This window comes from Microbacterium sp. W1-4-2 (assembly GCF_058349885.2).
In genome coordinates this window covers 454,105-467,328 of the sequence record NZ_JBYRJC020000003.1, presented here as the reverse complement: position 1 = coordinate 467,328, position 13,224 = coordinate 454,105, and the positions used below count along the sequence as shown (strand labels likewise).

At 72.2% G+C, this 13,224-nt stretch carries 12 protein-coding genes; 6 read left to right on the top strand and 6 right to left on the bottom strand.

The window, feature by feature from the left end; translation table 11 throughout:
- Positions 1 to 51: 51 nt before the first annotated feature.
- Positions 52 to 849 (bottom strand): aspartyl protease family protein, encoded by a 798-nt coding sequence (locus tag AC3RX0_RS14865; protein ID WP_491506767.1) that lies wholly within the window; start codon positions 847 to 849, stop codon positions 52 to 54.
- A gap of 105 nt (positions 850 to 954) precedes the next feature.
- Here AC3RX0_RS14865 and AC3RX0_RS14860 point away from each other — a divergent pair, with 105 nt between their 5' ends.
- Both AC3RX0_RS14860 and helR read left to right on the top strand, forming a co-directional pair.
- Positions 955 to 1,692 (top strand): hypothetical protein, encoded by a 738-nt coding sequence (locus AC3RX0_RS14860; RefSeq protein ID WP_491506766.1) that lies wholly within the window; start codon positions 955 to 957, stop codon positions 1,690 to 1,692.
- 190 nt (positions 1,693 to 1,882) lie between these two features.
- The gene (helR, locus tag AC3RX0_RS14855) at positions 1,883 to 4,036 is read left to right on the top strand and encodes an RNA polymerase recycling motor ATPase HelR (RefSeq protein WP_491506765.1); all 2,154 of its coding nucleotides are present in this window, start codon (positions 1,883 to 1,885) and stop codon (positions 4,034 to 4,036) included.
- A gap of 58 nt (positions 4,037 to 4,094) precedes the next feature.
- Here helR and AC3RX0_RS14850 read toward each other — a convergent pair whose 3' ends face one another.
- The gene (locus tag AC3RX0_RS14850; protein ID WP_491506764.1) at positions 4,095 to 5,525 is read right to left on the bottom strand and encodes a DUF3100 domain-containing protein; all 1,431 of its coding nucleotides are present in this window, start codon (positions 5,523 to 5,525) and stop codon (positions 4,095 to 4,097) included.
- Positions 5,526 to 5,569: 44 nt separating this feature from the next.
- Positions 5,570 to 6,805, bottom strand: coding sequence for a M20 family metallopeptidase (locus AC3RX0_RS14845; RefSeq protein ID WP_491506763.1), 1,236 nt, complete (start codon positions 6,803 to 6,805; stop codon positions 5,570 to 5,572).
- Between the two features lie 152 nt (positions 6,806 to 6,957).
- Here AC3RX0_RS14845 and AC3RX0_RS14840 point away from each other — a divergent pair, with 152 nt between their 5' ends.
- A complete protein-coding gene (locus AC3RX0_RS14840) occupies positions 6,958 to 7,947 on the top strand; it encodes an Lrp/AsnC family transcriptional regulator (RefSeq protein ID WP_491506762.1) in 990 nt (329 codons plus the stop codon).
- Between the two features lie 6 nt (positions 7,948 to 7,953).
- Here the strand turns inward: AC3RX0_RS14840 and AC3RX0_RS14835 are convergent, their stop codons facing one another.
- Positions 7,954 to 8,802 carry an NAD-dependent epimerase/dehydratase family protein gene (locus AC3RX0_RS14835; protein WP_491506761.1) on the bottom strand — a complete coding sequence of 283 codons (849 nt, stop codon included), beginning with the start codon at positions 8,800 to 8,802 and terminating at the stop codon, positions 7,954 to 7,956.
- A 52-nt stretch (positions 8,803 to 8,854) separates the two neighbouring features.
- Between AC3RX0_RS14835 and AC3RX0_RS14830 the strand changes: the two genes are divergently transcribed.
- The gene (locus AC3RX0_RS14830; RefSeq protein ID WP_491506760.1) at positions 8,855 to 9,895 is read left to right on the top strand and encodes an NAD(P)H-dependent flavin oxidoreductase; all 1,041 of its coding nucleotides are present in this window, start codon (positions 8,855 to 8,857) and stop codon (positions 9,893 to 9,895) included.
- Positions 9,896 to 9,906: 11 nt separating this feature from the next.
- On the opposite strand, the gene AC3RX0_RS14825 is transcribed toward AC3RX0_RS14830, so the two are convergent.
- Complete coding sequence (locus tag AC3RX0_RS14825) at positions 9,907 to 10,602, bottom strand: alpha/beta fold hydrolase (RefSeq protein ID WP_491506759.1); 696 nt, start codon at positions 10,600 to 10,602, stop codon at positions 9,907 to 9,909.
- An 81-nt stretch (positions 10,603 to 10,683) separates the two neighbouring features.
- Entirely contained in the window at positions 10,684 to 11,259 is a 576-nt protein-coding gene (locus AC3RX0_RS14820) for a DnaJ family domain-containing protein (protein WP_491506758.1), read from the bottom strand.
- A gap of 165 nt (positions 11,260 to 11,424) precedes the next feature.
- On the opposite strand from AC3RX0_RS14820, the gene AC3RX0_RS14815 reads away from it, so the two are divergent.
- The gene (locus AC3RX0_RS14815; protein WP_491506757.1) at positions 11,425 to 12,375 is read left to right on the top strand and encodes an aldose 1-epimerase family protein; all 951 of its coding nucleotides are present in this window, start codon (positions 11,425 to 11,427) and stop codon (positions 12,373 to 12,375) included.
- 135 nt (positions 12,376 to 12,510) lie between these two features.
- Positions 12,511 to 13,221, top strand: coding sequence for an asparagine synthase (locus tag AC3RX0_RS14810; RefSeq protein ID WP_491506756.1), 711 nt, complete (start codon positions 12,511 to 12,513; stop codon positions 13,219 to 13,221).
- The last annotated feature ends 3 nt before the right edge of the window (positions 13,222 to 13,224 follow it).

The window sequence follows — 13,224 nt, the reverse complement described above, 5'->3', positions numbered from 1 at the left end:
TTGCCTCCCATCGACGTCCCAGCACCGTATCAGGCGCGTGCCGCGCGCGAGTCAGTCGAGGAACCCCCAGCGCCCCTCGCGCAGGTCGATCGCCCAGTCCGACTGGGCGATGTGCGGGTACCCCAGGATCAACTCGAATGCAGGGTCGCCCGCCCGATGGATGCCGGCGATCGGCGCGACCGCCGCGAGGGCCGGCGCGAACTCGCGCTCGCCGATCCGGCACGCCGCCATCGTCACGAGGTCCGTCTCGTCGACGTTGCCGTGCGCGTCGGTGCCGACCGAGGTGCCGGCGGGCGTGAACAGCTCGGGATGCCGCGACACGAGGTCCGCGTCGACGATCGTGATGCTCGCCCCGGTGTCCCACACGGCCGCGGCGGCTGCGGCATCCCACGCGACCGTGACATGGGGGTGACCGCGCGAGGACTGCACCATCGGGCGCCAGCGGTCGACCGCGGCGTTCTCGTCGACGACGCACGCGGCGTCGGCGAGGCGGAGGTCGATCCGGTGCCCGGCCAGCACGTCCAGGCCGAGGATCGCCGCCGGTCCTGCGGTGTCGTCCGTGCCGTCGGACACGTCGACCAAGACATCGCGCGCGACGATCGGACCCACCGCGATCCGCGGGACGCGGGCGCGGGCGGTGCCGGTCGCCGTCCCCAGCGCACCGCGCGAGGAATCGTCGGCGTCCTCCACCGCCCACCGGTCCGTGCGCTCGGAGCGACGCACGCGGCTGCGGGAACCCCCGGTGTCGAGCAGGAACTCCTCGTCGACCCCGTCGACCTGCGCGGTCACGAACAGCTGTGCGGTGCCCGGCTCGTCGTCGGGCCGGATCGTGAGCGGCACGGTGGTCACGGCCCCACCCTACGGGTGGGCGCGATCGGTGGCCTCGTTCCGGGAGGAAAGTTCCGGGAGGAAAGAGGGCATTTCGCCCGAGCGATCCCGGTGGGACCATGGAACATGGGGACTGGAGCCGATTCCGGCGACACCGATGCTGCGCTTGCCCGCAGACTGCAGATCCTCGCGACCGAGCACTGGGGACTGCTCGCCGCGCGCAGCACCGCGCAGAGCGAAGTGCTCACCCGCATCACGATCTACCTCACTCTCGTCTCGGCTGGACTGGTCACCGTCGGACTGCTCGGGCAGGCCAGCCACTTCGCGGCGTGGTTCGCGGTGGCGGCGCTCGGCATCCTCGGGTTCCTGTCGGTCGTGGGCGTGTTCACGGTCATCCGGGTGCTCTGCGTCTCGGAGGAGGACTTCATGTACGTCGTCGCGATGAACAGGATCCGCGGCGCCTACGCCGACGTCGACCCGGTCGCCGCCGAGTACTTCCTCGCCTCCACGCACGACGACGAGCTGGGGATGCGGGTGACGTACTCGTTCCTGCGTCAGCGGGGAAACGTCGAGCAGGTCCTGGGATCGTCGTCGATCCTCAGCGTCCTGGTCACGGCGTCGGTGACCGGCATGTTCTTCGGCGGACTGTGCGCGGCGACGGCCGTCGCCACGGGTGTCGCCGTCGCCGTGGGGGTGCTGGTCGGCCTCGTGGTCGCGGGAGTGGCGGTGTGGTACGGGGCATACCGGTTCGTGTCGGTGTGGCGCGTATACCGCCCGCTGCGCCCGAGTGACGGCCCGCCGCCGCACTGGATCGCGCGTTCACAACTCCGCCAGAATCGACGGATCGGGCCAGAACGAGGGTGATTCCGGCCCCACCAGGCGCGGAATGGATGAGTTCTGAACACCGAAGTCGTGTCACCCACAGCGAAAAAGGATGCCGAGCCTCGGCATCCTTCCCTTTCCATTATATGGAAGGGGGAGGGGCTTGCGGCAAGGGCCCCCGTCGGGTGCACAATCGTCGTCTGCCCTCGCCCTCGCACGCCCCAGGAGCTGCATGCGCACCACCTCTGCCGACGTCTTCGCTCTGCCCGCTCGTCTCGCCGCGAAGGCGGCGCCTGCCCTCATCGACGCCGATCGCGACCGATTCGACGCGATCTCGGCGCGCATCGCACACGAGACAGCCGAGCTGGGCGACCGGCTCGCCGCGCGGCTTTCCGGCCCCGCCGGTCGCGGGCAGTACGCGATCGAGCGCGACGTCGAGGTGCGGCGCCTGACGAGCCGGCTGCGGCTGCTGCGCCGGTTCAGCCTCGACATCTGTCTGGGCCGGATGTGTCTCGAAGACGGAACGGCCGTGTACGTCGGGCGGATCGGACTGCGGGGCGCCGACGGGGACCCGCTGCTGGTGGACTGGCGGACGCCGGCGGCCGAGCCGTTCTTCGCGGCGACCGCCGCCGATCCCCGCGGCCTGTCGAGCCGGCGCCGCTACCGCTGGGCGCGCGGGCGCGTCGCCGACTACTGGGACGAGGTGTTCGCCCCCGACGGCGTCGACCACAGCGCGGCCCTCGACGACCAGTCCGCGTTCATCGCGAGCCTCGGCTCGAGCCGGTCGCCGCGCATGCGCGACGTGCTGGCCACGATCCAGTCCGATCAGGACGAGATCATCCGGGCGCCCTCGCGCGGTGCCCTGGTCGTCGACGGCGGTCCCGGCACCGGCAAGACCGTCGTCGCGCTGCACCGGGCAGCCTTCCTGCTGTACGCCGACACGCGACTGGCCGGCGGTGGCGGCGGCATTCTGTTCATCGGCCCGCACGAGCCGTACCTCGCATACGTCGGCGACGTGCTGCCGAGCCTGGGGGAGGACAGCGTGCAGACGTGCACGCTCGCCGACCTCGTGCACGAAGGGGTGGACGCCACGCCCGAGCCCGATGCGCGGATCGCGGCGCTGAAGGCCGACGCGCGCTGGGATCAGGCGATCGAGCGGGCCATCGCGTTCTATGAGGAGCCGCCGACGGACCGGCTGCGGGTCGAGACGCCGTGGGCCGACCTATGGCTGACACCGGCCGACTGGACCGAGGTGTTCGCCGCGGCCGAGCCCGGCACGGTGCACAACGAGGCGCGCGACCAGGTGTGGCACGCGCTCGTGGTGAGCCTGCACGAGCAGCTCGACGACCCCGAGGTGACGCCGGCCGCCCTGAACGGAGTGCTGCGACAGGACGAGCCGCTCGCACGCACGTTCACCCGCGCCTGGCCGCTGGTGGAGGCATCCGTCGTCGTCGCCGACCTCTGGAGCGTGCCCGCGTTCCTGCGCCGCTGCGCCCCGTGGCTGACCGACGACGAGGTGCGGCTGCTGCAGCGGGCAGACGCGGGCGCCTGGACCGACGCCGACCTGCCGCTGCTCGACGCCGCGCGGCTGCGGCTCGGCGACCCGCGCGCAACCCGCCGGCAGCGCGAGCGCGACGCGCAGACCGCCGCCGAGCGCGAGTACCGCGCCGACATCGCCGACTACCTCATCGCGTCGGCCGACGACGGCGAGGACCTGGTATCGATGCTGCGCGGTCAGGATCTGCAGAACTCCCTGGACGACGACGCGGCGCTGCCCGTGCTCCACTCGGACCTGCTGTCCGGCCCGTTCGCGCACGTCGTCGTCGACGAGGCGCAGGAGCTCACCGACGCGCAGTGGCAGATGCTGCTGCGGCGCTGCCCGTCGCGCTCGTTCACGATCGTCGGCGACCGGGCGCAGGCGCGACACGGGTTCGCCGAGAGCTGGGACGAGCGACTCGCGCGGGTCGGGTTCCGCGCGGTGCGTCAGGCGTCGCTCACGATCAACTACCGCACCCCGTCGGAGGTGATGGATGCCGCCGCCCCCGTGATCCGGGCGGTCCTGCCCGATGCGAACGTGCCGACGTCGGTGCGCTCGAGCGGCCTGGCGGTGCTGCGACGCCCGCGCGCCGAGCGCGACGCGATCCTCGCCGGCTGGCTGGACGAGCACGCCGAGGGCGTCGCCGCCGTGATCGGGGACGCTGGGTACGCCGGCGCCGACCGGGTGCAGTCGCTGACCCCCGTCAACGCGAAGGGCATGGAGTTCGACCTCGTGCTGCTGGTCGGCTCCGGCACGACCCCAGGACCGGCCGAGCCCGGCATCACCGCCGCGGTCGACCGCTACGTCGCGATGACCCGGGCCACCCAGCAGCTCGTCATCCTGCAGTGAGCGGCCGCGGCATCCCTCGTGAAGGAAGGGATGCCGCGGCCGCTGCGTCGGATCGACGTCAGTGCCAGAGCCCCAGGGCGAACTCGGCGACCACGGTCGACAGCGCGAACGAGGCGACGATCGCGACGGTGCCCACCGGGATGATCTTCCACCCGATGCTCTTGAGCATCGGCAGGTCCTTGCCCAGGCTGAGCCCCGCGATCGTGAGCATCACCGTGATCATCGCGAGGAAGTCGACGCTGTTCGAGACGCCGACCAGCCACGTCGCCACCGGCGAGATCGGGGAGGTCAGCAGGGCTCCGACGGTGACCACCACGATGATCGAGGGCACTTTGCCGCGGGTGACGTGCGAGACCGCGAGCCCCGCGACCACCAGGGCCGACAGGATCGCGTAGGTCACGACCATGGCCCACGAGAACGTGTGCGACGCGATGACCGAGACGATGATGCCGACCACCGAGAAGATCGAGACCGACAGCCACAGCGGCACGGTGGTCGACGGCTTGTCGAGCACGGCCTCGGAGACGGTCTTGACGGCGGTGGTCTTCATGGTGCCGGTGGGCTTGGCCGCCCGGGCGGCGCCGCGGCCGGGCAGCACGGCATCCTTGTCGCGCGAGAGCACCTTGTAGAGGCGGTCGGCCAGCGGCAGCGAGATCCAGACCCCGACGTAGACGCCGATCGCACCGGTGATGAGGTTCGAGGTGGCGGCCAGGGCGAGCACCTGCTGCTGCATGTCGGGGTGGGCCGAGACGATGACGGATGCCGCGGCCGCCATCATCGATCCCGAGCCGACACCCGAGCCCATCGCAAGCGCCATCGGGTCGAAGATGTGCAGCGAGGCGGCCAGCGACGCGATCAGGCTGACGATGACGGCGCCGAAGATCGTGCCGAACACGTACATCGACAGCACGCCGCGGTACTGGTGCGAATCGGAGCCGTACTTCTCGCTGACCATCGCGAACGAGCCCTCGCGGTCGATCGAGAACGTCGCGCCTATCGTGGCCGGTCCCATCCGCAGCAGCACGGCCAGCGGCAGGGCGAGCAGGAGCGTGCCGAACAGGTGCCCGACCTCCTGCAGCAGCAGCGCCGGCCCCGCCTTGACGATCAGCGGGATGTTCGGGCCGATCGTGAACGCCAGTCGGGCGCACAGGAACAGTACGGCGACGCCCATGACGACCGTCGCGGCCTGCTGCAGGTCGATCGGCATCGGCTTGACGCGCTGGCCCGATGCCACGGCACCGGCGAGGATGCCCCAGATCATCGGCAGCAGGGTGATCGAGGCGATGCCCAACGGGATCACGATGGGGCCGATCGCCTCGGCGCCGGCGGCGATCGCCGCGATCAGGACGATGAGCACCCACAGCTTCGGCGAGCGGAGCGTGAGCTTCACGGCGGCGACGGCGCGGGAGCCGGCCGGGGCGGGGGCGCTGTCCCCGTCGGCGGGAGCGGACACGGCGGCGGTGGCCGCGGTGACGGGTCGAATGGTCATGTCGTGCTCTCTCTTCATCGGGAGGGACTGGGTCGGAAGGTGCTTCAGGCCTCAAGGGTGACGCGAGTGGCGCCGGCGGGGCGTTCGGCGGTGCACCGCAGGAACTCGGCGCGCAGGTCGTCGTTCAACGCGACGTCCAGCACGGTCCAGGCCATGCCGGTGGCGGCATCGACGATCGCCTCGTCGGCGGCCGGGGTGATCGCCGCGGCGGTGAACGCCGGGCTGTGGGCGGGGGCGTCCTGGCCGAGGAACGCGATCACGGGGTGGATCGCCGGCACGACCTGCGACACGTTGCCCATGTCGGTCGAGCCGCCGGTCAGGCGCTGGTCGGCGGCGACGAGCTCGCGCCCGCGCGCCTCGATGTTGCGGTCCCACAGCTGCGCCAGGGTCGGGTCGGGCAGCACCGGGGCGTACGCGTACTCGGTGGCCTGCCACTCCCACGTGCAGCCGGTGGCGATCGCGGCGCCCTCGAAGCAGGCCAGCACGCGCTTCTTCAGGTCGCGCCACACGTCGATCTCGAGAGCCCGCAGCTCGACCTGTACGACGGTGCGGTCGGGGATGATGTTGGTCACGTCGCCGCCGTGCGAGACGAACGCGTTGAGGTTCACCTGGGCGGGCAGCTGCTGGCGCAGCAGCGCGATCGCGGTCTGCGCGAGCACGGCCGCCGATGCGGCGTTCACGCCCTGCTCGGGGGCGGCGGCCGCGTGCGCGCTCCTGCCGCCGAAGATGACCTCGAAGCGGTCGACCGCGGTCGACGCGTAGCGGGCGGCCGAGACATCCGTGCCCGTCATGCCGTGCACCATGAGCGAGAAGTCGACGTCCTCCCAGGCGCCCGCCTTGAGCATCGCGACCTTGCCGCCGCCGTGCTCTTCGGCGGGCGTCCCGAGCAGCTTGATGCGCAGGCCCGCCTCTTCGGCGACCGGAACCAGGGCCAGGGCGGCGCCGATGCCGGCCGCTGCGATCACGTTGTGGCCGCAGCCGTGGCCGATGCCGGGCAGCGCGTCGTACTCGGCGCAGATCGCGACGGTGAGGTCACCGCTGCCGTAGACCGCCTCGATCGCGGTGGGGGTGTCGTAGGCGCCGACCTCGACGGCGAAGCCCGCCTCGCGCAGCACGCCGGCCAGTCGGGCGGCGGCCTCGTGCTCCTGCCACGACAGCTCTGGATTCGCGTGGATCTCGTGGCTGAGCGCCACCAGCTGGTCGGCACGCGCGTCGACCTCTTCGGCGGCGCGGTCCTTGGCCCACGTTGCGGTGCGGGTGAGCGGGTTGAAGATGGTCACGGTGAGGTCCTCCACGCGAGTTGATGTCTCTGATCCAGCAGTGTGCGCCGCGACCTGTGGCACGTGGACGCAGATGCCGGATATCTGCGCGATACTCGGATGAGCGGCCGTTTCCTGCGGACCGGTCGCCGCAGACGGGAGGTGCCGATGCCATGGATGCTCTCGACCTCGATGAGGTGGACCGCCGGCTGCTGCACGCGCTGCAGATCGAGCCGCGCGCGCCATGGGCCGAGCTCGCCCCGGTGGTGGGGGTGGATGCCGCGACCCTCGCGCGCCGGTGGAACCGGATCAGCGACGAGGGCCTGGCCTGGACGACGGGCTATGCGTACCACGGGCAGCTGGCGATGCTCGAGATCGAGTGCGAGCTGACGCAGCTGGATGCCGCGGCCCGCGCGCTGCGCGACGACCCGTACGTGTACGTCCTCGACTTCAGCTCGGGCTCACGCGACCTGCTCGCCCTCGTGATGGCGCCGGACCTGGCCACCCTGTCGACGTTCACGGTCGAGAAGGTGGGGGCGATCCCGGGCATCCGCGCGATGCGCACGCACCTGGCCAACGAGCTGCTCATCGACGGATCGAGCTGGCGGCTGCGGGCCCTGAGCGCGCAGGAGGTCGCCGGGATCCGCCCGCCGCGCCCGCCACGGGCGCGGGCGGCGCGGCGCGTGCCGCCCGACCTGCGCGACGCGCTCGAGCGCGAGCTATGGCTCGACGGCCGCGCCTCGGTCGCCGGCATCGCCGAGCGCACCGGGTTCGCCCCGCAGCGCGTCGCCGACGCCATCGCGACGCTGCGGGCGTCGGGCGAGCTCGTGTTCCGCACCGACATCGCCCGCGAGGCCTCGGGCTGGCCGATCTACGCCTGGTACTTCGTCGAGGCGCCCGCCCGCACCGTGCAGGCCGCGCGCACCGCGATCACGTCGGTGCCCGAAGTGCGCTTCGCCTTCACCGCCGCCAGCCGCTACAACCTGATCCTCGCGGTGTGGCTGCGCAACCTCGCCGACGTCAACCGGTTCGAGATGGCGCTCGAGAAGGCGCTGGAGGGCTCGCGCATCGCCGACCGCGCCGTCGTGCTGCGCATCGCCAAGCACATGGCGCACGAGATCGACCCGACCAGCCACGCCGCCGGCCTGCTCGTGCGCGAATGAGGGCGGCTAGCGCTGCGCGTCCCGCCACGAGTGGCGCGGCTCGTACCCGAGCACCCGCCGCGCCTTCGCGATCGACAGCAGTGTGTCGTGCTCGCCGACCGGCCCGTGTCGCGGCACGTCGGGGAACACCTCCGCGAGAAGCTCGTCGTTCGCCCGTTCCATCACGGTGTCGGCGGCCGCGACGATGAACCGGTCGAAGCCCGGCGGCGCCTTCTCGAGGGCGAGCTGCACCGCCTGCGCGCCGTCGCGCGCGTCGACGTAGCCCCACAGGTTCCATTTGCGCAGCCGGGCGTCGTCCTGCATCGCCGCGAACTGCGCGTAGTCCTCGGGCCACATCACATTCGAGAACCGCAGCGCCGTGATCGACAGGTCCGGGCTCCAGCGCACGAGCTCTTCGGCCATCCGCTCCTCGAGCACCTTGACGAGGGAGTACACCGACTCCGGCCGCGGCCGGTAGTCCTCGTCGACGGGCACGTACGGCGGCGGCACGTCGAACGGCAGGCCGAGCACCGTCTCGCTCGAGGCGTACACGATGCGGCGGATGCCCAGGCGCACGGCGGCCCAGAAGACGTTGAACGTCGCCGTGATGTTGTTGTGGAACGTCGCGACGTCCGACCGCAGCCCGGGAGCAGGGATCGCTGCCAGGTGCACGAGCGCGTCGAACCCGTCGTGCCGATCGTTCACCGCGGTCAGCGCATCGACGGTCTGCCCGTAGTCGGTCAACTCGACCCGCACGAAACCCGGGCCACGCGGGCCCGTGGCATCCAACCCGACGACCTCGTGCCCTGCGACGCGCAGTTCGCGCGCGACGACCGAGCCGAGCTTTCCCGATGAACCGGTGACGGCGATGCGCATGATCTCAGACTCGCACGCCGTGCCGCCCGGATCCAGGCGTACCGTCGGGAGCATGAGTCTGTCCGCCGCGCTCGGCATCGAGCATCCCATCGTCCTCGGCCCCTTCGGGGGCCTGTCGTCCATCGAGCTGGTCGCGGCAGTCAGCGACGCCGGTGGGCTGGGATCATACGGCCTCTACGGGTACACGCCCGAGCGCATCCGCGACACCGTCGCGCAGCTGCGCGCCGCGACCGACCGGCCGTTCTCGGTGAACCTGTGGCTGCCGACCGGCGACGAGGTGACGCCGGCCGACGTCGACCTGAGCGCGGCGTCGGCGGCCGTGGCGCCGCTGTTCGACGAGCTCGGCGTGGCGGTCCCCGCCCCGCCTGCGCGGTTTCTGCCCGACGTGCAGGACCAGCTCGACGCGGTGCTGGATGCCGCGCCCGCCGTCCTGTCCCTCGTGTTCGGGGTGCCCTCGGCCGAGCTCGTGACGGCCGCGCACGACCGCGGCATCCGCGTCATCGCGGGCGCGACGACCGTCGCCGAGGCGCGGGCCCTGGACGCCGCCGGAGTGGATGCGATCGTCGCCAGCGGCGCCGAGGCGGCAGGGCACCGCGTGTCGTTCCTCGCCCCGCCCGAGCAGTCGCTCGTGGGCCTGGTCTCACTCGTGCCGCAGGTGGTGGATGCCGTGACCGCCCCCGTGATCGCGGCCGGCGGCATCGCGGACAGGCGCGGGGTCGCTGCCGCCTTCGCACTGGGGGCCGCGGGCGTGCAGGTGGGCACCGCGTTTCTGCGCACCCGGCAGTCGGCGGCCTCGGACGCCCACCGCGCCGCGATCGCCGCCGCCGTCGACACCACCACCCGGCTCACCCGGGCGATGAGCGGGCGGCCGGGCCGCGGCATCCCGAACCGCGCCGTGCGCGAGATCGAGGCCGCCGACGCGATCGCGCCGTTCCCCGCGCAGAACTGGCTCACCGGGCAGTTCCGCGCCGAGGCCGGCCGGCGGGGCCTCGGAGACTACCAGTCGCTGTGGGCCGGTCAGTCCGCGGCGCTGTCGACCCGCACCGACGCCGCCGACGTGTTCGCCGAGCTGCGCTCCGGCGTGCCGGACTGACGGAGACCGCGTCAGCCGCGGGAGGCCTCGGCCAGGATCAGGTCTGCCAGCGCGTCCGGCGCGGTGATCTGCGGCCAATGCCCGGAATCGATGTCGACCAGGGTCAGATCCGCCGCGCGGGACAGTTCCGGCAGGTCGCCGGCATCCAACCACTCCCGCAGATCGGCGGGCGAGTATTCGGGGCAGACGGCGGTCGCGGGCACCGTGAGCCGACGGTCGTCGGCGTAATGGACCGTGCCGTCGAGCACGCCGGCCGGTGACGGCACGAACACCTCCAGCAGGCGCTTCTTCGTGGCCTCGTCGATGTCAGCGCTGTCCGGCCCCTCGAAGGCAGCCCATCCGGGGAAGGGGACGTCGGCCCCGTCGGTCGGAAGCCCGGACATGAAGCTCTCGCCGTCCGTCGAGGGGAATCCGCCCACGTACACAACCCGGCGCACGGTGTCGGGCCGCGCATCGGCCGCGCAGTACGCGAGCGTCGAGCTCGCCGAGTGCCCGACCACGACCACCGGCCCGTCGGCGGCGTCGACCGCGGCCACGACCGCGTCGATGTGATCCTGCAGCGACACGCCACGACGGTCGGTGTCGCGGGAATCGACACCGGGCAGCGTCAGCGCCTGCACCGTGTGGCCGGCCTGCTGCAGCCGCCGGGTCACCGGCTCCCAGGTCGCTCCGGTGAGCCACAGCCCGGGGATGAGCACGATGTCCATCTGACAGACCTCCACGATCGATTGAGAATATTCAAGCGCAGCCCCACCTGCCCGGCCCGGCAACCTCGTCGACTGATCTCGTCAGCGGCGCCCGAACAGCCGGCGCCGGGGACGGGATGCCTCTTCCGCGGCGCGCTCGGCTGCGGCGGCACGGACGTGCTCGGCGCGGCGCGCGTGCCACGCCGCGACGTCGGCCTCGACGTCGCGCGTGGGAGTCACGACAGGCGGACCGCCCTGCAGCTGGCGGCGCGCCTCGATCACCCGGCGATTGAAGTCCTCGAGCATCTCGCGCACCTCGTCTTCGCGGCGCAGCGCATCGAGGGTCTGCTCCAGCTGCGCGTGCTCGACCCGCAGCGTCAGCGCCGCAGGACCGAGTCCGGTCAGCTGCTCGGTCTGGATCTTGCGCCGGATCCACCAGTCCGGATCGTGGTGGTCGCCCAGGCCCTCCAGGGGCCTTCCCGCCCCCGGCAGATCGTCGAACTCGCCACGGCGGATCGCCTGCTGGATCGAGGTCTCGACGTACGCCCAGCGCTCGGTTTCGGTCATCGAGCGCGGTGTCGACCGGGGCTCGTCCCCGTCGGGGAACAGTTCGGGATGCTCGCGCCGCTCCTGCTCGAGCCGGTAGCGTGCGGCAGCCTCGCGTGGATCGTCGGGCATCGGACACCTCCCGTTCCCCCGAGCCTACGTCACGCCATCGGGACGGCGACTCCCGCGGGCGCACGGCCGCGAGTAGAATCGCGGGTCGTGGCGCAGGCTGCCGACAAGCGGCCGTGCCGCGGCATCCCGAACCGCCGCATCCCCGACTCCCCAGGAAGTATCCCCATGGCACGCACCCCCCTGTCCGGCACGCAGCACGCGCTTCGCGCGGGCGACTACGAAGCGGTGATCGCGGGAGTCGGCGCCTCCGCGCGCACCCTCACCTTCGCCGGCCGCGACCTGATCGTGCCGTTCGACGCCGACGAGGTGCGGCCCGGGCATCGCGGCGCGACGCTCGCGCCCTGGCCGAATCGCATCGTCGACGGCCGCTACTCGTTCGCCGGGACCGACTACCAGCTGCCCCTCACCGAGCCCGCTCGCGGGCACGCGCTGCACGGCCTGACCTCGTGGGTCGAGTATCAGCCGGTCGGCAAGGGCCCGAGCCACGTCACGCTCGAGGCGGTCGTCGAGGCGCAGAAGGGCTACCCGTGGCGACTCGTCGTGCGCACCACGTTCACGCTCGACGCCGACGGGCTCACCCAGCAGGTGAGCGCGACCAACGAGTCCGAGCAGCCCGCGCCGTGGGGCACCGCCGCACACCCGTATCTGGTCGCAGGCCCCGGCCGCGCCGACGACTGGACCCTGGAGCTGCCGGCCTCGCGGGTGCTGCAGGCCACCGCCGAGCGCATGATCCCCGACGGGCTGACCTCGGTCGACGTCGATCCCGCCCGCTTCGACTTCCGCACGGCACGCCCGATCGGCGCCGTGCAGCTGGACCACGCGTTCACCGGCCTCGCCGCCGACGCGGACGGCGTCGTCACCGCGCGACTGACCGACCCGTCCGGCGCGGGGGTCGAGATGGTGTGGGATGCCGCCTGCCCGTGGGTCCAGGTCTTCACGTCCGACCAGCCCGGCGGCTCCGCCGACCCCGCGAACCGCGCCGGCGTCGCGCTCGAGCCGATGACCTGTGCGCCCGACGCGTTCAACGCCGCCGCGTATCCGTACGACACCGGCCTCATCGTGATCGAGCCGGGCGACTCGGTCACCGCGCAGTGGCGCATCGGCGCGATCGGCTGATCCTGCGCGGGTGACGGGATGCCGCGGCTGCGGCATCCGCTCGCGTGCGACCGTACCGCCAGAAAAGCATCGGTCCGCGTCGGCGCCGCGCACTACGCTTGAGACGGATCATCGAGCGGGCGGGTGGGAGGTGCGGTGTCGGACACCCAGGGTGACGACGCGGGGCGCGAGGGCGCCCGCGGGACGGGTCGTGCCGTGCCGTCGTGGCGGCGCCCGCAGCGGATGAAGCTCGCCGACATGGTCGCCGAGGGTCTCTATGTCGCCTCGGCGGCGACGCGGCTGTCGCTGAAGAACCGCATCCTCGTCGAGACGATCGCCGGGGGTGGGGACTTCGACGTCGACCGCTTCATGCCCGAGGCGCGCACGACCCTGCTGGACCTCGCCGTCGAGGCCGAGCAGGACGCGCGGCGGATCGAGTCCGAGCGGCGGCGGGCGAGCCGGCGGTACAGCGATTCGTACGGCACCCATGACTACCGCAGCCGTGACGTGCGCAATCTGCGCAAACGCCAGCGCCAGTCGGAGCAGGTCGCGCAGGAGCTGCGCGAGCGTGCCGAGAACCCCGAAGAGCTGCGCAAGCTCGTCGAGGACGCCCGTGAGGCGGCGTGGGCCGAGGTCGAGCGAAACATCGACAGCACGCTGCGTATCGAGGCGGCCCGCCCCGATCTCGAGCCCGACTACGAGAAGCTGCGCGAGGCGCGCATGCAGTCGCTGCGGCTGGTCGATCTGCCGCGCCTGGCCGCCCACCGGCGCCGCAACGCCAAGGGCGCGAAGGGCCAGTTGCGCGACAAGGTGGCCAAGGATCGGGCACGCGTCGTGGACGGCGTCGATCTGTCCGAACTCGAATAGTCC

Coding starts and splice junctions, on each gene's coding strand:
- AC3RX0_RS14825 (WP_491506759.1), bottom strand. CDS start 10,602: ATGGACATCGTGCTCATCCCCGGGCTGTGGCTCACCGGAGCGACCTGG.
- AC3RX0_RS14815 (WP_491506757.1), top strand. CDS start 11,425: ATGGCACGCACCCCCCTGTCCGGCACGCAGCACGCGCTTCGCGCGGGC.
- AC3RX0_RS14860 (WP_491506766.1), top strand. CDS start 955: ATGGGGACTGGAGCCGATTCCGGCGACACCGATGCTGCGCTTGCCCGC.
- helR (WP_491506765.1), top strand. CDS start 1,883: ATGCGCACCACCTCTGCCGACGTCTTCGCTCTGCCCGCTCGTCTCGCC.
- AC3RX0_RS14830 (WP_491506760.1), top strand. CDS start 8,855: ATGAGTCTGTCCGCCGCGCTCGGCATCGAGCATCCCATCGTCCTCGGC.
- AC3RX0_RS14840 (WP_491506762.1), top strand. CDS start 6,958: ATGGATGCTCTCGACCTCGATGAGGTGGACCGCCGGCTGCTGCACGCG.
- AC3RX0_RS14835 (WP_491506761.1), bottom strand. CDS start 8,802: ATGCGCATCGCCGTCACCGGTTCATCGGGAAAGCTCGGCTCGGTCGTC.
- AC3RX0_RS14850 (WP_491506764.1), bottom strand. CDS start 5,525: ATGACCATTCGACCCGTCACCGCGGCCACCGCCGCCGTGTCCGCTCCC.
- AC3RX0_RS14820 (WP_491506758.1), bottom strand. CDS start 11,259: ATGCCCGACGATCCACGCGAGGCTGCCGCACGCTACCGGCTCGAGCAG.